Origin of the sequence: Luteibacter sp. RCC_6_2 (assembly GCF_041360655.1) — a bacterium.
In the GTDB taxonomy this organism is placed as follows: domain Bacteria; phylum Pseudomonadota; class Gammaproteobacteria; order Xanthomonadales; family Rhodanobacteraceae; genus Luteibacter.
On sequence record NZ_JBFUPQ010000006.1, the window covers coordinates 283009 to 300367 of the forward strand.

Consider the following 17359-nt stretch of genomic DNA (forward strand, 5'->3'; position numbering starts at 1 on the left):
GTCAGTTCGAACCGGTCGGACAACGGGTATCCAGCGGCACCTTTTCGCCGTTGGCCGCGCGATGCAATTCCACGTATTTATCGAACTTGCCGTCGGCGGGCGGGCCCCAGGTCCGGTACCAGGCGAGATCCTTGCCCACGGGCACGAAATACGCGTCGTCACCGGTGCCGTAGGCCGGGCACAGCGGGAAACCGCCCCTGGTCTCTTCGTCGCTGCAGAAGCGAACGAAAAGCTTGCCCTCGCGCAGTTCGCCCTTGAACGAGCCCGACTCGCCCCCGGCTCGTGTACCGTCGGACCACGTCCCCTCGACAGCGGCACCCGCTGGTTTGGCGGAGAACTGCACGTAATGCCCGGAACCGCAATCGCTGCGATACCCCCAATCGCCCTTCACGACCTCCGCCGAGGCAGGAGCAAGACCTATGCGTTGCTCCAGTTCGGCGGCCCTGTCTGCCGTTCGGCCGAGGGTACATTCGTTCTTCACCACGTCCTTGCCATTACCTTTGCCGCACGCCTTGTCGCGGTCGGCCAGCCATTGGCGTTCTTCATTCCGTAGTGTCGTCCGCTTCGCCTCGTCGAGCGACGCCGAGAGTTTTCGGTAAGCGGCATTGAGGCGGGCGTCCTGGTGGTCATACTCCCTGGCGACGCATGACCCTCGGTCGCCGCCCTTGGCCGCATCGACGCAGGCGCCATAGGACGGGCTCATCCGCGCCTGAGCGTCGTCACCCGATGGCATGCGAGGGCTCGCGAAGGCCGCTTGGCCAGCGAGCAGGAAAATCAAGGCCGGCGCCCCGATCTGGGCAAGGCGGCGTCGCCGCGTCGTTTCCGTCTGCGTGCCGAACATCGAGACTCCTTTGGCGTATGGTCCTGGTTCCCCGCTTCAGAGGATACCAGCGGCCGCCACAGGAAACCGTGCGTGCGTCAGCCTTCCACCCGGCGCGGCGTCTGCCCCCGGCAAGCCCGCCCGACGTCGCTTATCATGTACGGCCAGCGTGCCGGCACCGGCCCGCCTCTATCGATCGACCTCGGAAAATCATGGCTTTAGCAGAAGACATCTCGGCGGCCGCCGGGCATACGCCCTTCATGCGCCAGTACCTCGCGGCGAAGGCCGAGCATCCGGACATCCTCTTGTTCTTCCGGATGGGCGACTTCTACGAGCTGTTCTACGACGATGCGCGCAAGGCGGCGCGGTTGCTCGACATCACCCTCACCCAACGCGGCCAGTCGGCCGGCGCCCCGATTCCCATGGCGGGCGTGCCCTACCACGCGGTGGAAAATTACCTGGCGCGGCTGGTGAGGCTGGGCGAGTCGGTGGCGCTGTGCGAGCAGATCGGCGATCCCGCTACGTCCAAGGGGCCGGTCAAGCGCGAAGTCGTGCGTATCGTGACTCCCGGCACCGTGACCGATGCGGCGCTGATGGAAGAACGCCGCGACAACCTGCTGCTTTCCATCGCCGCCGGCCCGAAGGGCTACGGCCTGGCCTGGGTGGATCTCTCCACCGGCCGCTTCCTGCTCACCGAAGTGTCGTCGGCCGAGGGGCTCGCCGCCGAGCTGGCCCGTTTGCAGCCGGCCGAAACGCTGGTCGGCGAGGACGTGGCCTGGCCGAAGCTCGTGTCTTCCCTGCCGGGCCTGCGCAAGCGCCAACCCTGGCACTTCGATGGCGATGCGGCCACGCGCGAACTGTGCCGCTTCTTCAAGACCCGCGACCTGCTCGGCTTCGGCGTGGATGGCATGCCCCTGGCGATCGCCGCCGCTGGCTGCCTGCTCGGCTACGTCGAGGAAACCCAGAAGAGCGCCCTGCCCCATCTCACCGGCATGGCGGTGGAGAACGCGGGCGAGACCATCGCCATGGACGCCGCCACGCGGCGCAACCTGGAGATCGACACGCATCAGAGCGGCAACGTCGAGAACACCTTGCTGGGCGTACTCGACGAGACGGTGACGCCGATGGGCGCGCGCCTGCTGCGCCGCTGGCTCAACCGCCCGCTGCGCGACCGCCATGTCCTGCGTGGCCGCCACCAGGCGATCGGCAGCCTCATCGACGCACGCCGTCACGCAACGTTGCGCGAGCGCCTGCGCGGCATCGGCGACCTCGAACGCATCCTGGCCCGCGTGGCCTTGCGCTCGGCACGCCCGCGCGACCTTTCCACCCTGCGCGATGGTCTCGCCGCCGCCCCAGGCCTGCGCGACGACATCGCCGGCATCGACAGCCCCTTGCTGCACGGCCTCGTCGAGCGTATCGGCGATCATGCCGAGACCGCCGCTCTGCTGGCTCGCGCCATCGTCGAACAGCCGCCCGTGCTGCTTCGCGACGGCGGCGTGCTCGCCGAAGGCTACGACGAGGAACTGGACGAACTGCGTCGTCTCTCCACCAACGCCGATCAATTCCTGGTCGACATGGAGGAACGCGAAAAAGCCGCCAGCGGCATACCGACGCTGAAGGTCGGCTACAACCGGGTCCACGGCTATTACATCGAAATCACCAAGGCGCAGTCGGAGAAGGCTCCACAGCACTACACGCGCCGGCAGACCACGAAGAACGCCGAGCGCTACATCACCGAGGAACTGAAGCAGTTCGAGGACAAGGTGCTGTCCGCGAAGGAACGCTCCCTGATGCGTGAGCGGGCGCTGTACGAGCTGCTACTCGACAAGCTGATCGAACACCTGCCCGAACTGAAAACCGCCGCCGCCGCGATGGCCGAACTGGACGTGCTGGCCAATCTCGCCGAGCGCGCCGAGACGCTGGACTGGGCAGCGCCGGCATTGACCGATGTACCCGGCATCCGCATCGATCGCGGGCGCCACCCCGTCGTCGAGAAGGTTCGCGACGAGCCCTTCGAGCCGAACGACCTCGCGCTCGACAAAAGCCGCCGCATGCTGGTGATCACCGGTCCGAACATGGGCGGTAAGTCCACGTACATGCGCCAGAACGCGTTGATCGTGCTGCTCGCGCACGTGGGCAGTTACGTGCCTGCATCGGCCGCCACCATCGGGCCGATCGATCGCATCTTCACCCGCATCGGAGCGGGTGACGATCTGTCGCGCGGCCAGTCCACCTTCATGGTGGAAATGAGCGAGACGGCGAACATCCTGCACAACGCCACTGATTGCAGCCTCGTGTTGATGGACGAAGTCGGCCGTGGCACCAGCACCTACGATGGCCTCTCGCTCGCGCGCGCCGCGGCCGTCCATCTGGCCGCTACCAGTTGCGCGTTCACGCTCTTCGCCACGCATTACTTCGAACTCACCGAGCTGGCGGGCGAATTCCCGACCATCGCGAACGTGCACCTCGACGCCGTCGAGTACGGCGAGCAACTGGTGTTCATGCATACGGTGAAGGACGGTCCGGCGAATCGCAGCTTCGGCTTGCAGGTGGCCGCATTGGCCGGATTGCCCAAATCCGTGATCGCGGATGCTCGCCGTTATTTGTCCGCGCTGGAACAGGGACACGAAGTCACGGCCGCCGTCGTGACACCGCCTGCCGCGACGCCGCAGATGGGGTTGTTCGCACCGCCGCTACCATCCCCCGTGGAGGAAGCGCTGCGGGCGGTCGATCCGGACGACCTCTCGCCGCGCGAGGCGCTCGACCAACTCTACAAGCTGCGGAAAATGCTGCGCTGAACCATAGGGTGGCACTATCGGTTCGATTCGAACAAACGAATTCCCTAAGCCGACGCCGCTACCTATAGTCTCCAGGCCGCTTTCACGGGGCCTTATGACTCTCCATCTTCCGGCCCCGTGGCGTCCCCCTTCCCTACCCGAGTCAGCAGCCCGGGTAGGGATTCGGGGGGCGGTTTTTCCCGGGGCCTTGGATCAGAGGGTCTTCTTCAGGTCCTGGATCAGGCGCCGAGCATGCTTGTCCGGACGTGAGTCAGGGCGCAGCAGCGCGCCGCCCGTGAGGCGGCGATCCTCTTTCCGGCGCGCACGTTCGGCGATGCTTTCTTCCGTTTCCGTATAGAGCTTCTGCGCTTCCGATGCAGGCCCACGCTTTTCCGAAAGCGCCGAGACGATGCAGGCCAGGCGTTCCTCGCCTCGATTGATCCGGAGCGTGTCGCCCACGTGCACCAGCTTGGCCGGTTTGCAGGCCGCGTCGTTGAGTTCCACCTTGCCGCCCTCGATCGCCTGCTTGGCCAGGCTACGGGTCTTGAAGAAGCGTGCGGCCCAAAGCCACACGTCGGCGCGTACGCCCGGGGAGGTCGTCGGATCGGTCATGCGCAGAGGGTATGGTCGTGCCCGTGCGTTCCCAAGGCTTCATCCTGCCGGCAGGAACAGGTTGCCCACCGGGATGGTTACCAGGGACAGCAGGATGCCTGCACCGAGCACGGTATTGGCCAGGCGTGGCTCCAGCCCGTATTGGTCGGCAAGGATCGCCGCCGAGATCATCGGTGCCATGGCTGCCTGGAGAACGCCGACAGTGAGCGTCAGGCCTCCGACACCGGCGGCCAGACCGATACCTAACGCGGCCAGGGGCGCCAACAGCAGTTTCCAACCGAGCCCTGCGAGCAGCGGCCCGATCTGCTCTCGGCGCAGGTGCAGGCTGAATTGCAAACCGACGGAAAACAGAGCCAGTGGCGTCAGCGTCTGGCCGATCTGCAGCAACAGCTTCTCCACCGCTTCAGGCCAGCCCCCGGCGAGGCCCACGAATACACCTGCCACCAAGGCAAGGAACGCGGGGAAGGTGAACACGCGACGGGCGATCGCGGGAAGGCTCGCGCCCCTCCCGGAGTAGATCGACGCCACGACGATCCCCCCGGCGGCCAACAGCGGAAAACATCCGAGCTGGTCGGCGATCACGGCGATCGAAAGGCCCGCCTTGCCATGCAAGGCCTCCATCATCGGATAGCCCATGAACGAGGTATTGCCGAGCCCGCAGACGAGGGTCAGGCAACCGACCCGGTGCGGCGACCACGCGAGAACCTTGCCCAGCGTGGCGAACACGGCCCAGGCACCGAAGAAGGTCACGTACATGCCTGCGACCGGAAACCATAGCTGCGCGTCGACCGTCACCTTCGGCACGAGCGCCAGCACCAATGCAGGCAGCGCGATATTCAGCACCCACCAATTGATTCCCGGCACGATCCCTTCGGGAAGCGCGACGAAGCGCCGGCAAAGCATGCCGAGGGCGAGGCAGACGAAGAGGATCAGCAAGGCGGACATGACGCCGCACGATACCAGAGGGATAGGCTCGATCGGTAAGACCTACTTGGCCTTCATGATGTAACGGCGAGCCCAGCCGGCCTCATACCCATCCAGCGCGTCTGGCATCGCTGTCGCGTTCACCGTGAGCGGAACTATCTTCGCGCCGGAGAAGATACGCCAGGCAGTGGACCCCTCTTTCAGCGTCCCCAGGTTCTTCCGAACGTCGTCTATCCGGGCGGGGATTCGCCACAACGTGAGACCGGTCAACTGGCAGGTGGCACCTCCCTCCGAAGCCTTGCAGGAGCTAGCGTCGGCTTGATCGCCGTTCCTGTCCATGAAGAACCCGTCGATCATCGCGACATCTCCGCGCGACACTTCGAATGAGGCGAACGGCTTCGACAGCTCGACCGACTCAGCGAGACCGGGCGTCATCTTGGTATTCACCTTGTCGCTGTAACCAGCGGCGGACGTCTGTACACGGTCATGCTGTCTTTGCGACGACCATTCGACGCATTGTCCGCTGGCGGCCAGTTGCCTCGAACAGTACTGCTGGTCGTAGGATTGCGTCCGGTACGACGCGTCGTGCCATTCCTTGACGATCTCGTACGACCGGTCCAACGTGTTCTTCACCATGAGCGACCCGACAGCAGGCTTGGCGGATTTCACGCCTTCCGGTTTCGGAAGCGCACCGCCGCGCTTCTCGATAGCCCCTCCTACGAGTTCGTACTTTCCTGGATCTACCGCATAGAGTGCGTAACGAGATTTCCCGGCAGAAAGGACATGAACGAAGCCGCCGAGACCCATCTTGGATTGGCTTGACCAAGCCCCGGTCTGGACGTCGCTTCCGTCGCCACGACCTCGCCAGATGGTCCGGCTCGATACGTCTGCCCAGAATTCAGCAAGATGCTCTGTCTGCAACTTCCCGGTGTCGAGGCCACGATACTTCGCACCCACATCGAGCGCGGGTACGACCAGGAAAGCTTTCCCCGCATACTTCGCCCTCTCATACCAGGCCTCCCGCCCACGATTGACGATGTTCGCCTTGGCGATCACATTCGTCGACGCAGTACCCGATCGTTTGAAGGGATTGCTGAACTTTGCCGGCTTCGGCTTCTCGACCGAAGCGTCTGGTTTCGGGGGTAGCGGCGTCCGCGATGCAATAGCGGCAAGCTTGCAAAGATGGTACGCGGGCCAGTCCCCCAGCATGGCCGACTGAAGAGGCATGACCGACGAGACGCCCACCGCCCCCATGCCCTCGTCGACTTCGACCTTCATCGGATTATCATCCCCCGGCCGATTCGTTGGCGGTACCGGCGATGCAGTGAACTCGACCACGCCTTGCTTATCGTGGTAACGCTCGGACACGAGGGACATTCCCGGTGTCGAAGCGAGGTATCCCTTCACGCGATCGATGGCCTTCCGCGCATCATCGGTATCGTCGAAGAATGTCCAGGTCGTCACCGTAACGCGACTATCGTCGACAACTTCATATTCGCGCGAAACATTGGCCAGGCATAGTTCCGTGGTTTGCTCCGGTGTAAACGGCACAGGTATCGATCCGTTAACGTTACTCGGAGACGGCGAGGCCGCGGGATTCACGTCCACCTGATGCGGAGCTTTTGCCGCGACCTTGGAAAGAAGCCCGCACATGTAGCTTTTCATACTGCCCATATCGCCACCCATTCCAGCGGGGAGCTTCGCCTTCATCGAGATCCGTCCTTGATCTGCGGTGACATCGACGGGAAATGCTCTCGCCGAAGCGCTCGCCGGTTGGACGAGGGCAAGCGTACCGTGGTCGTCCCGTACAGACTCATCGCCGATTTTGAACCCCTCGGCCACGGCGATCTTCTTCATCTCTGCGATGGCGTCCCGCGCCGGTAACGAGGTCTCGGCGTTCGTCGCCTCGAAGACGTGTCCTTTGGAACTGCCGGGGGAAACGTTGAACGAAGCCTCGCAACTTTCCGCTGCATGGACTATCGAAAACGGTGAGAGAAGACAGGCGCTGGCAGTCAGATACTGAAGCAGCTTACGGGCGCGAACGTGCGTGCGCTCTTGCGAGATGAACATCGTGCTTTCCTTGATCCGTGATGATCGACCGGCCGCTCTGGGCCGTGATCGATTGGACAACAGGAAAGACAATCAGGCAAGGAAACGATGCTTCGATAAAACACCTGGCGAAAGGGCGGCGAAGCCAGCCATGCGGGAAGCGGCGTGCAATTCACATAGGATGGCAGCCACTGCGACTGTCATTCCTGCGAGGGCCCTGCTTATCTGTGGGAGCCGCTTCAGCGGCGATGGGTGCTTGCCTCGACCTGGCCCGCTGCCGCGGGATCGCCGACAAGGTCGGCTCCCACCAAGCCAGTCCCCCGAGACTTGGTGGGGGCTTGGTTGCCTGGTGGGAGCCGACCCTATCGGCGATTCGTCGCGACTAGCCCAGCAACACCCGGTTCATCCGCTGCACGAACGCCGCCGGATCGGCAAGCTGCGCGCCAGCGGTGATCTCCGCCTGCTCGAGCAACAGACCCGCGATATCGCCAGCCTTGGCATCATCGCTCTCGCCAGCCAGCCGCTTCACCAGCGGATGCTCCGGATTGAGTTCCAGCACCGCCTTCGACTCAGGTACGTCCTGGCCAGCTTCACGCAACAGGCGCGCGAGGTGCGGGGCGAGATCGAAGTCGGCCAACGCCAGGCACGACGGCGAATCGGTGAGGCGAGCGGAGACACGCACATCGCCCACGCGATCGCCGAGCAGCTTCTTCACGCGTTCCAGCAACGGTGCGGCCTCGGCGGCTGCGGCTTCCTGCTTCGCCTTGTCGGCTTCGTCCAACGGGAACTCGCCCTTGGCGACGTTACGCAGGCGCTTGCCCTCGTATTCCGTCAGGTAGCCGAGCATCCATTCGTCCACGCGATCGGACATCAGGAGGACCTCGATGTCCTTGGCCTTCAGCGCCTCGAGTTGCGGACTGCCGGCGGCGGCCGCGTAGCTATCGGCGGTGACGTACCAGATGGTGTCCTGCCCCACCGCCATGCGGCCGATGTAGTCGTCGAACGAAACCGTCTTCGCCGAACCTTCGCCCTTCGTGGAAGCGAAACGCAGCAGCTTGGCGATGCGCTCGCGGTTCGCCGTATCCTCGACGATACCTTCCTTCAACGTGTTGCCGAAGCCAGCGAGGAACGTGGCGAACTTTTCCGGCTCGTCACGCGAAATCTTCTCGAGCAGGTCGAGCACGCGCTTCACGCAGGCCGTCTTGATCCGCTCCAGCTGGCGATTCTGCTGGAGGATCTCGCGGCTCACGTTGAGCGGCAGGTCGTCGGCGTCGACGACACCGCGGACGAAGCGCAGGTAGTTCGGCAGGAGCTCCTCGGCCGCATCCATGATGAAGACGCGCTTGATGTAGAGCTTCAGCCCCTTGCGCTCGTCACGGCCGCCCATCATCAGGTCGAACGGCGGCTGCTCCGGCACGTAGAGCAGCGTCGTGTAGCTCTGGTTGCCCTCGACGCGGTTATGCGTCCAGGCCAGCGCATCGTTGAAATCGTGGCCGAGCGCCTTGTAGAAGTTCTGGTATTCCTCGTCCGTGATCTCGCTCTTCGGACGCGACCACAATGCGGAGGCCGAATTGATCGTCGTCCATTCGGTCGGGTCCGGCTTGCCGTCCTTTTCGGCCGGCATGCGGATCGGGAAGGCCACGTGGTCGGAATACTTGGTTATGGCGCTACGCAGCGTCCAGGCCTTGAGGAACTCGTCCTCGTCGGCCTTCAGGTGCAGCACCACCGTGGTGCCGCGCTCGGTGACGTTGGTGTCCTCGAGGCTGTACTCGCCCTTGCCGTCGCTTTCCCAGCGCACGCCCTCGGTGGCGGGCAGGCCGGCACGGCGGGTGATCACCGTGACCTTGTCGGCCACGACGAAGGCGGAGTAGAAGCCCACGCCGAACTGGCCGATCAGGCGGGCGTCGGCCTTCTGTTCGCCGGAAAGGGCTTCCAGGTAACGCCGGGTGCCGGAGCTGGCGATCGTGCCGATATTGGCGACGACCTCGTCCCGGCTCATGCCGATGCCGTTATCGCGGACGCTGATGGTTCGCGCCTCCGGGTCCCAACTCACCTGGATGCGCAGGTCGGCATCGCCATCGGTAAGGGTGGGATCGGCCAGCGCTTCGAACCGCAGCTTGTCGCAGGCGTCGGAGGCGTTGGAGATCAGCTCGCGAAGGAAGATTTCCTTGTGCGAGTAGAGGGAGTGGGTGACCAGGTGCAGGACCTGGGCGACCTCGGCTTCGAACTTACGGGTTTCCTGGCTCACGGTGCCGTTCCTTCAGGGTGGGACAGACACCGGATTATGTGGGCGGGGCGGGGCTGAAAAAAGGCCCCGCCCGCTAGCCTCAGCGCGCGTTCTGCAACGCGGCGATCCGCTCCTCGATCGGCGGGTGGCTCATGAACAGGCGCTTCAGGCCCGTCGCCAGGTGGCCGGAAATGCCGAAGGCCTGGATCGTCTGCGGCAGGGTCGTGTCGCCGTGGTTGGCCGACAGACGTTGCAGGGCCGAGATCATCGAGGCACGACCGGCCAGGTTGGCGCCTGCCGCGTCGGCGCGGAATTCGCGCCAGCGCGAGAACCACATGACGATGATCGAGGCGAACAGGCCGAACACGATCTGCAGGACCATCACCACCACGAAGTAGCCCATGCCGCCCTCGCCGTCACGATCGCGGCCACCGCTCAGCCAGCTGTCCACGACGCGGCCGACCACGCGGGCCAGCACGATCACCAGGGTGTTGAGCACGCCCTGGATAAGGGTCAGGGTGACCATGTCGCCGTTGGCGACGTGGCCGATCTCGTGGCCGAGCACGGCCGAGACCTGCTCGCGGTCCATCTGCTGGAGCAGCCCGGTGCTCACCGCCACCAGGGCGTTGTTACGGCTCATGCCGGTGGCGAAGGCGTTCATTTCCGGCGCGTCGTACACCGCCACCTCGGGCATGCCGATGCCGGCCTTCTCGGCGTGGCGGCGCACCGTCTCGAGCAGCCAGCGCTCGGACTCGTTGCGCGGCTCGGTGATCACCTTGGCGCCCGTGGACATCTTCGCCATCCACTTGGAGATGGCCAGGGACACGAAGGCGCCGCCCATGCCGAACACGGAGGCGAAGACGATCAGGCCGCCGATTCCCATGCCGCGCTGGGCGGCCCACTGGTCGATCCCCAGCACATGGCAGACGCTGGTGAGCAGGAAGATGACCGCGAGGTTGGTCGCGACGAACAAAGCAATACGTTTGAACATGGCTTGTCTCTCTCATGGCGGCTGGCGTATGGCGCCGCCTGGTACAAGTTTTCGGGGCGAACGCTGAACATTCAATGCCGGAGGCCCCGGCTCCCAACGGAAAGGCGTCCCGGAGCGGGTGGCCGGATACCGGCATCGCCTAAACTGTGCACCCGGCGCCGTACGGCCAATGAGAAACCTCTCAACCCGCTTCCCGATGACACCCCAACGCTACCGCGGACGCTTCGCGCCCTCTCCCACCGGCGCCCTGCATTTCGGCTCGCTCGTGGCCGCCGTGGGCAGCTGGCTGGTCGCGCGCCATGCCGGCGGGGAATGGCTCGTGCGCATCGAAGACATCGATCCGCCACGCGAGGTTCCCGGATCGGCCGCCGCGATCCTTTCCGCCCTGGATGCCTTCGGCCTGCCGCCCGACCGGCCACCGGTCTACCAGTCGCTCAGGGGCGACCTGTACGAAGCGGCGTTCGAAAGGCTCCACCAGGACGGGCACGTGTTTCCCTGCTGGTGCAGCCGGGCCGATCTCGCCGCCCATGGGGGCATCCACCGCGACGGCCATTGCGTCGCGCCGGCCGATCCCTCGCGCCCACCGGCATGGCGGCTACGTTCACCCGACCTGACGATCCGATGGCAGGACGACCTCCAGGGCCCCCAGGAGGAAAACCTGCGCGAGGTGGCCGGCGATTTCGTGATCCGCCGCGTGGAAGGCTTTTGGGCGTATCAGCTGGCCTGCGTGGTCGACGACGGCGAACAAGGCGTGACCCACGTGGTACGCGGCGCCGACCTGCTCGAATCGACGGCCCGGCAAATCTACCTGCAACGCCTGCTCGGGCTGCCGCTTCCGGGCTACATGCACCTGCCCCTGGTCCTCGATGCCGAAGGGCGCAAGTTGTCCAAATCGACGGCGGCGCTACCGGTGGACCCCGCCGATCCTTTGCCCGCCCTCGGGAAGGCGCTTGGACGGCTAGGCGTCGAGGTGGCCGCCGGAGCGGCCGACCCGGCCACCCTCCTGCGCGAGGCTCTGAACGGATTCGAACCTGCGGCGCTACGCCGCAGTAGCCTTACCCGCAGCCCGACGTTATAAGAATCGTTTGCCCGGTCGACGGGCCATCACAGGAATCAGGCGAGGATGAAGCAAGGCATCACGCAGCGCACGGCACTGGTGACCGGCGGCACGGGCGGCATCGGTACGGCGATCGTGCGTTACCTTGCCCGGCAGGGTCACCGGGTCGCCACCAACTACCGTGACGAGGCACGCGCCGCCGCCTGGCGCGAAGACATGATCCGCGACGGCATCGACGTGGTGATGGTGCCGGGTGACGTCTCCGACCCCGTTTCGGCGGAAGCCATGATCCGCGCGGTGGAAGACCTCGCCGGCCCGGTCGAGATCCTGGTCAACAACGCCGGCATCACCCGCGACACCACCTTCCACAAGATGGATTACCAGCAGTGGACCGAGGTGGTGAACACCAACCTCAACGCCTGCTTCAACGTCACTCGTCCGGTGATCGAAGGCATGCGCTCCCGGCAGTGGGGACGCATCGTCCAGATCAGCTCGATCAACGGGCAGAAGGGACAATACGGCCAGGCCAACTACGCGGCGGCCAAGGCGGGCGTACATGGCTTCACCATCTCGCTCGCGCAGGAAAACGCGCGTTTCGGCATCACCGTGAACACCGTCTCGCCGGGCTATGTCGGCACCGACCTGGTGATGGCCGTGCCCGAGGACATCCGCGCGAAGATCGTGGCGCAGATCCCCGTCGGCCGGCTGGGCCGACCCGAGGAGATCGCGCACGCCGTGGCCTTCCTCACCTCCGAGGAATCCAGCTGGATCACCGGGTCCAACCTCGCCATCAACGGCGGGCACTACATGGGCTGGTAAGCCCTAGATCCGCAGGTCGGCGATGGAACGCGGCTCGCGGATCGTCACCCCGTTGTGGTGCGCCCGGAACCTGGCCATCACCTTGTAGGCCACCCGGCGAGCACGCATCACCGAGCCGAGTGGACGGTGCGCGGCGATGCCGTGCCAGGGACTGAAGGCCAACCCGTCCTCGATCGCCGCGCGCCGCACGGCGTTCCAGGCGGGCTGCGGCGGCAGCACGATGCGCGCCACGTCGATATAAGGACTTTTCTCTTCCGGCCATGCCACCGACGCATCCTCGATGGGCATGGTTTCCGGGTCCGTGCAGAACTGCACGCGCACTTCCCACTCACCGCCCTGGCTGGCGAAATGCTCCACCATCGCCTCGCGCAATCCATTGCGCTTGCCGTCGAGATCGAGCCCGGCGTCGGTCAGCGCGGTGAGATTCGGCGAGTGCGGCGCGATGGACAGCTTCACCACGTAATCGCCGAAGCGAAGCGGCGCCTGGCTGTAATACGTGTCGCCCAGCGGGTGGGTCTCCGGCTGGCCACCCAGGTTGATCAAGGTGGCACTCTTGCCGCCGAACGCCTCGATCACGCGTTCGGTGCCGCGAAGCACCGCCGACAACGCCTTCTTGGCCCCTTCCGCCCGGTCGGTCGTCGCCGCGACGAGCTTCAGCGAACTGGCGAAGCGTTTCGCGTTCGGCGCCGAAAACACCGGTCCATTGACCAGGACGAAATCCTGGGTCACGTCGCCGTCGCTGCCGGGCAAGCGCTCGCCTTCCACGCCGATGATCTTCACCGCCATCCCTCGCGGCGTGGAGACACTGTCGTCGAGGATGTCTCCTGGAACCGTCGACAGCCGCATGACCAGCGGATAACGCCCCTCCCGCGCGAAGATGCCCTGGGCCAGCTCCCGTGGCAGGTCACCGGGCACGATCAGTTCCCCGGTGAGCAAGGCGTGGCTCTTCGCGTGAACGGAGCGGTGCGCGTGCTTGTCGTGGTCCAGCGTGGTCCGGTTGATGCGGGTAAGGGTCTCGATCAATTGCTCGACGGTTTCAGCCTCGTCCGGTTCGACGCGCTCCAGCGACTCGTCGAAACGGATCGGCGGCGGGTGAAGGGAGAGCGGCATGGCGGGGCTCGGAGCGGCTGGTCGCACGATCTTCGCCCCGATGTCGTGAAGGCTTGGTGGGGGCGCTACATCAGCTTGTAACTGAAGGTGAGGTTCCAGCGCTTGTCGCGGTCGTTGCTCTCCGGCGGTTTGTCCCCGGTCGGCCAGGCCAAGGCGAAATCGATGGAGTAGTGCTTGCTGTCCGAGGCACGCACGCCGACGGCCGCGGAATCCAGCCGGTCGATGAGCGGCCGGGCCCCGTTGAGGTAGACGCGGGCCGTCTGGTACGCGACATAAGGGACGACGGATTTGATCCACTTCGAACCCGACACGAAGCTACGGTTGGCCTCCGCGGACACGGCCCAGCCACTGTCGCCCGCCGCATCGCCCGGATCATAGGCATAAGCGAACGAAGGGCCACCGAAGTTGATCTGTTCCGTCGACGGGAGGGCGTCGTCGCTGTACTGGCCCGTGCCACGCAGCACCGTGCCGAACCGGTGCGCCCATTCCTTCGACCAACCAAAGTTCGCGGTATAGCGGGTGAATGTCACGTCGGGCATCGCGATGCCGAGCACACCGACGTTACTCACCGCCCGCGAATATGCCCCCATCCCATCGAATCCATGCGCGATGGCGAAAGCGAACTGACGCGACGTCTTTTCACCGACCTTGAGCCAGGACACCTCCGCATTGAGCACGCGGACGCTCGATTGCAAGGCAAGCATCACGCCGGTGTCGACGTTGCGATAGCGGTCGTCCTGGCGCGAGGCGTAGATGCCCATCGTGAGGTTGATCCGTTGCGTATTGCTCAATACCAACGGGTAGATCGCCGAGAGCGCGAGCCGCTCCTGCGTCAGCCGGTGGTCGAGGTAGGACGGCAATTGTTCGTCGGTATCGGGCTGACCCCAGTAGCGGCTGGCATCCACCCTGCCCTGCCAGCCACGTGAACCGATCGGCTGGAGATACGCCGCCGAATAAAGGCGCTGGCCTCCACCGTTGGGAAACAGCGTGGAAACACTCAGTTGTTCGCCGAGCGGCGTCGCCCCGTTCTCGAGGACGGAAAGCACGCCCTGCACGCCAGGATGGTTGAAATCGAGGCCGTAGGTCAGGTCGTAGCGTTGCCGCTTCACGTCCAGGTCGAGCCTGGTCGCACCATCGGTCGTCGTGGGCGGAGCCACATTTGCCGCGACTTTCAACCCGGGCAGTTGACCGAGCAACTGCGTATAGCGCTCGAAGGTTTCCTGGCGCAACGGACGCTCGCCGACGATGTGCGCGGCCATCGCACGGATGCGCGCATCGAGGTTACCTGCGTCCCCGCGCACATCCACGCTGGCGACGTAGCCTTCCACGACCTGGATCTTCACCACGCCACCGGCGAACGTCTGGTTCGGCACGAAGGCGAACGACAAGGCATAGCCGCGGGTCTTGTACATGGCGGTGACGCGGTCGGCCGCGGCGATCAACTCGCCTACGGTCGTGTCCTTGCCGCGCATCGGCGCGAACACGGCGGCCACCTCGGCGAACGGGATCGACGTCACACCGGTCACGTCGAAGCGCGAAGGTGTCAGGTGCCTGGCGAGCAAGGCTTCCAACGCGCGGGTGGGGGCCTGCACGTTGACCTTCACCGACGGCGCCTGCTGTGGCGTCTCCGTGCGGGGAAGGGTCTGCAAGGGATTGGCGGGGGCGCGTACCTGCGCCTGCGAGGAACACACGACGGTCATGCCCAGAAGGCAGCCGAACCATCGATTCATGGACTCTCCCTGGTGACTGACTCAAGCGCGGGCGATCGCCTCGCGCGCGTGCCCGAAGGCCGCGGCGGACGATGCGTTCGCACCGCCCGCCGCCGCTGCGCCTTAGCGGCGCTTACCGAACAGACCCTTCAAGGTCCCGCCAGCATCGGCGTCGGTGGTACCGCCGATCGCGCCGCCCGACAGGCCGCCGACCAATCCACCCACCACGCCACCGACGGTGTTGGTCACGCCGGTGACGACGCCGCCCAACGCGGCCGTGCCACCCGTGCTTCCGCCGCTGGTCGTGCCGGTACCCGTTACGCCGGCCACGCCGTTGACGACCGTGCTGACGGCACCGGTGACACCGGACAAGGCTCCACCCGAATCGACCGCCGCGGTCGCGCCGTTACCGATCGTCGTCACGGCACCGCCTAGCGTCGTGGTCAACGGCGCCAGCGGCGCGAGCGTGCCCGAGCCGACACCGGACACCGTGCCACCCAACGCGGCGACCGTGCCCGTCGCGCCCGCGAGCGTGGTGCCCACGGTATTTCCAGCACCAGGTGCGGCGGTACCCAGGCCCGAAGACAGGCCCGTGCTCAACGGAGCGAGTGCCCCGCCCGCGCTTTCCACCGTGCCGCCGAGGGTCGAGGTGAGTCCACCCAGCTGACCGGGAACCGGCGCGCCGGCCAGGCTCGCACCCAGGCTCGAGATGCCTTCGCTCGTACCACCGACCAGGCTGCCCGAGGCGTTGCCTGCGGCCGCTATCAGATTGCTCGACGAGATCGGCGACGTGCTGTCGCCCAGGGCGCCCGCGATCGGCGTCACCGCATCGCTGAGGGCCTGCGTCAACGAGTTGGCCGCGGACGAATCAAGCGCGCCATCCAGCTTCCCGCCGATCTGCTCGACGCCCGAGCCCACGAAGGACACCGTGGTGCCCAAGGCACTCGTGATCGGGGTGATCGGCGTGCCCGCTCCCACGGTGCTCACGCCACCGCCGAGATCGTTCACCGCGCCACCCACCTGGACCACGACGTTGCCGAGGCTGTCCGTGGTCGTACCGATGGGATCGGACGTGTTGCCGATCTGGCCGAGGCCATCGCTGATACCGTCGCCCAACGTGGTCACGGCGCCACCCAGACCATCGACGGCGCTGCCGAGGCCGTCAGTGAGGCCACTCGTGCCGCCGAGGATGGTGGTCGAGGGCAATTGAGTGCCGACACCCGACACCGCACCGCCAATGGCGGAAACGATGTTGCCGGCGCCCGTGGCGATCGTCCCTACGGCGTTGCTGGGCGGGGGCGTGCCGCCGGTGCCGCCGCCGTCTCCACCGCCACCACCACCACCACCCGTGCCGCCGCCACCGCCACCGGTTCCGCCGCCACCTGTACCGCCACCGCCGGTTCCGCCTGTACCTCCGCCGGTACCGCCCGTGCCGCCACCGGTCCCTCCCCCGGTTCCGCCGCCGTCGCCACCGCCGCCATCACCCGTCCCTCCAGCACCGCCGGGGTTCACCGTGCCGCCATGGCCGCCACTCGATCGCGTGGAGCCGTGGCCGCTACAGGCCGTGATGGATACCGAAGCAGCGAGGATGCAGCTCGCCAGCAAGGTACGGGTAAGGATCTTCGTGAATTTCTGCTCGCTCATGATCACTCCTTGGGCGCATGCGCCCTGGGTAGTGCCCCCTGCCATATGGGAGCCGAACATCGACTGTGACCCTCGTCACACCCGTACTCATCAGACGCCCAGACCGTCCCCCGAAGTGCGCAAAAGCGGCAATCCAGGCATCTTCCACCATGAATTTTCGGCAGAAAGGTGGCGTCGACCTGGGAACAAGCCGTTCCGTGTGAATCCCCCGCAACCCGGGTGGGAAGCGGGCTGGCCAGCGATTCACCACCCTATGTCGAGCGGATGAGGCTGTGCACTGCAACCGAGTGAGCGGTGACAAGCCTCGCCCGATCACCGCAAGGCCTCCTTCGCCAGCGAGAAGATCGAGGAATCGCGGGCCAGCCCGCTTCCCACCCGGGTGCGGCAAGTGACAAGCGGCAGGGCGAACGGCAGGGCGAACGGCACGCCGCACGAGGCGGGCTTTGCTCTTTCCACCCACCCACCGCAGTGTCGAGAGAGCTGCCGGGCGCCACCCTCGGCGCGACATGAGGAGCCGAGGACGGACGGGCGGAAAAGGCCCGTAGGGGATCGGCCTGGACGGCCGATCGTTTTCGCTGAGGCAGGAGCCGAATCGAAAACCCCCGCCCGACCGTCCGAGC

Annotated in this window: 13 protein-coding genes; 3 read left to right on the forward strand and 10 right to left on the reverse strand. The window is 65.6% G+C overall.

Annotated features, from left to right (window positions below):
* Position 1: 1 nt before the first annotated feature.
* Positions 2-841: a lysozyme inhibitor LprI family protein gene (locus tag AB6730_RS08995; protein ID WP_371023301.1), complete on the reverse strand. Its 840-nt coding sequence runs from the start codon at positions 839-841 to the stop codon at positions 2-4.
* Between the two features lie 191 nt (positions 842-1032).
* On the opposite strand from AB6730_RS08995, the gene mutS reads away from it, so the two are divergent.
* On the forward strand, positions 1033-3618 hold the full coding sequence (gene mutS, locus AB6730_RS09000) for a DNA mismatch repair protein MutS (RefSeq protein WP_371023302.1): 2586 nt from the start codon (positions 1033-1035) through the stop codon (positions 3616-3618).
* A 192-nt stretch (positions 3619-3810) separates the two neighbouring features.
* Here mutS and AB6730_RS09005 read toward each other — a convergent pair whose 3' ends face one another.
* The 5 genes from AB6730_RS09005 to htpX all read right to left on the reverse strand — a co-directional run bounded on the left by AB6730_RS09005 (position 3811) and on the right by htpX (position 10400).
* Complete coding sequence (locus AB6730_RS09005) at positions 3811-4209, reverse strand: RNA-binding S4 domain-containing protein (RefSeq protein ID WP_371023303.1); 399 nt, start codon at positions 4207-4209, stop codon at positions 3811-3813.
* Between the two features lie 39 nt (positions 4210-4248).
* Entirely contained in the window at positions 4249-5154 is a 906-nt protein-coding gene (locus tag AB6730_RS09010; protein WP_371023304.1) for an AEC family transporter, read from the reverse strand.
* 42 nt (positions 5155-5196) lie between these two features.
* Positions 5197-7203 (reverse strand): hypothetical protein, encoded by a 2007-nt coding sequence (locus AB6730_RS09015; RefSeq protein WP_371023305.1) that lies wholly within the window; start codon positions 7201-7203, stop codon positions 5197-5199.
* Between the two features lie 361 nt (positions 7204-7564).
* Positions 7565-9430 (reverse strand): molecular chaperone HtpG, encoded by a 1866-nt coding sequence (gene htpG / locus AB6730_RS09020; RefSeq protein WP_371023306.1) that lies wholly within the window; start codon positions 9428-9430, stop codon positions 7565-7567.
* A 79-nt stretch (positions 9431-9509) separates the two neighbouring features.
* The gene (gene htpX / locus AB6730_RS09025) at positions 9510-10400 is read right to left on the reverse strand and encodes a protease HtpX (protein ID WP_371023307.1); all 891 of its coding nucleotides are present in this window, start codon (positions 10398-10400) and stop codon (positions 9510-9512) included.
* Positions 10401-10596: 196 nt separating this feature from the next.
* Between htpX and gluQRS the strand changes: the two genes are divergently transcribed.
* Together gluQRS and phbB are read left to right on the forward strand one after the other, a co-directional pair.
* A complete protein-coding gene (gene gluQRS, locus AB6730_RS09030) occupies positions 10597-11478 on the forward strand; it encodes a tRNA glutamyl-Q(34) synthetase GluQRS (RefSeq protein WP_371023308.1) in 882 nt (293 codons plus the stop codon).
* A 57-nt stretch (positions 11479-11535) separates the two neighbouring features.
* Positions 11536-12276 (forward strand): acetoacetyl-CoA reductase, encoded by a 741-nt coding sequence (phbB, locus tag AB6730_RS09035; protein WP_371023320.1) that lies wholly within the window; start codon positions 11536-11538, stop codon positions 12274-12276.
* 3 nt (positions 12277-12279) lie between these two features.
* Here phbB and AB6730_RS09040 read toward each other — a convergent pair whose 3' ends face one another.
* The 4 genes from AB6730_RS09040 to AB6730_RS09055 form a co-directional block, all read right to left on the reverse strand.
* Positions 12280-13386: a catalase family protein gene (locus tag AB6730_RS09040; protein WP_371023309.1), complete on the reverse strand. Its 1107-nt coding sequence runs from the start codon at positions 13384-13386 to the stop codon at positions 12280-12282.
* 65 nt (positions 13387-13451) lie between these two features.
* Positions 13452-15116, reverse strand: coding sequence for a ShlB/FhaC/HecB family hemolysin secretion/activation protein (locus tag AB6730_RS09045; RefSeq protein WP_371023310.1), 1665 nt, complete (start codon positions 15114-15116; stop codon positions 13452-13454).
* A 102-nt stretch (positions 15117-15218) separates the two neighbouring features.
* Positions 15219-16739: a collagen-like triple helix repeat-containing protein gene (locus AB6730_RS09050; protein ID WP_371023311.1), complete on the reverse strand. Its 1521-nt coding sequence runs from the start codon at positions 16737-16739 to the stop codon at positions 15219-15221.
* A gap of 312 nt (positions 16740-17051) precedes the next feature.
* A complete protein-coding gene (locus tag AB6730_RS09055; protein WP_371023312.1) occupies positions 17052-17195 on the reverse strand; it encodes a hypothetical protein in 144 nt (47 codons plus the stop codon).
* Positions 17196-17359: the final 164 nt, after the last annotated feature.

Excerpts from the sequence above, each read along its gene's own strand:
- AB6730_RS08995 (WP_371023301.1), bottom strand. The coding sequence starts at position 841 with ATGTTCGGCACGCAGACGGAAACGACGCGGCGACGCCGCCTTGCCCAG.
- mutS (WP_371023302.1), top strand. The coding sequence starts at position 1,033 with ATGGCTTTAGCAGAAGACATCTCGGCGGCCGCCGGGCATACGCCCTTC.
- AB6730_RS09005 (WP_371023303.1), bottom strand. The coding sequence starts at position 4,209 with ATGACCGATCCGACGACCTCCCCGGGCGTACGCGCCGACGTGTGGCTT.
- AB6730_RS09010 (WP_371023304.1), bottom strand. The coding sequence starts at position 5,154 with ATGTCCGCCTTGCTGATCCTCTTCGTCTGCCTCGCCCTCGGCATGCTT.
- AB6730_RS09015 (WP_371023305.1), bottom strand. The coding sequence starts at position 7,203 with ATGTTCATCTCGCAAGAGCGCACGCACGTTCGCGCCCGTAAGCTGCTT.
- htpX (WP_371023307.1), bottom strand. The coding sequence starts at position 10,400 with ATGTTCAAACGTATTGCTTTGTTCGTCGCGACCAACCTCGCGGTCATC.
- gluQRS (WP_371023308.1), top strand. The coding sequence starts at position 10,597 with ATGACACCCCAACGCTACCGCGGACGCTTCGCGCCCTCTCCCACCGGC.
- AB6730_RS09040 (WP_371023309.1), bottom strand. The coding sequence starts at position 13,386 with ATGCCGCTCTCCCTTCACCCGCCGCCGATCCGTTTCGACGAGTCGCTG.
- AB6730_RS09045 (WP_371023310.1), bottom strand. The coding sequence starts at position 15,116 with ATGAATCGATGGTTCGGCTGCCTTCTGGGCATGACCGTCGTGTGTTCC.
- AB6730_RS09050 (WP_371023311.1), bottom strand. The coding sequence starts at position 16,739 with ATGAGCGAGCAGAAATTCACGAAGATCCTTACCCGTACCTTGCTGGCG.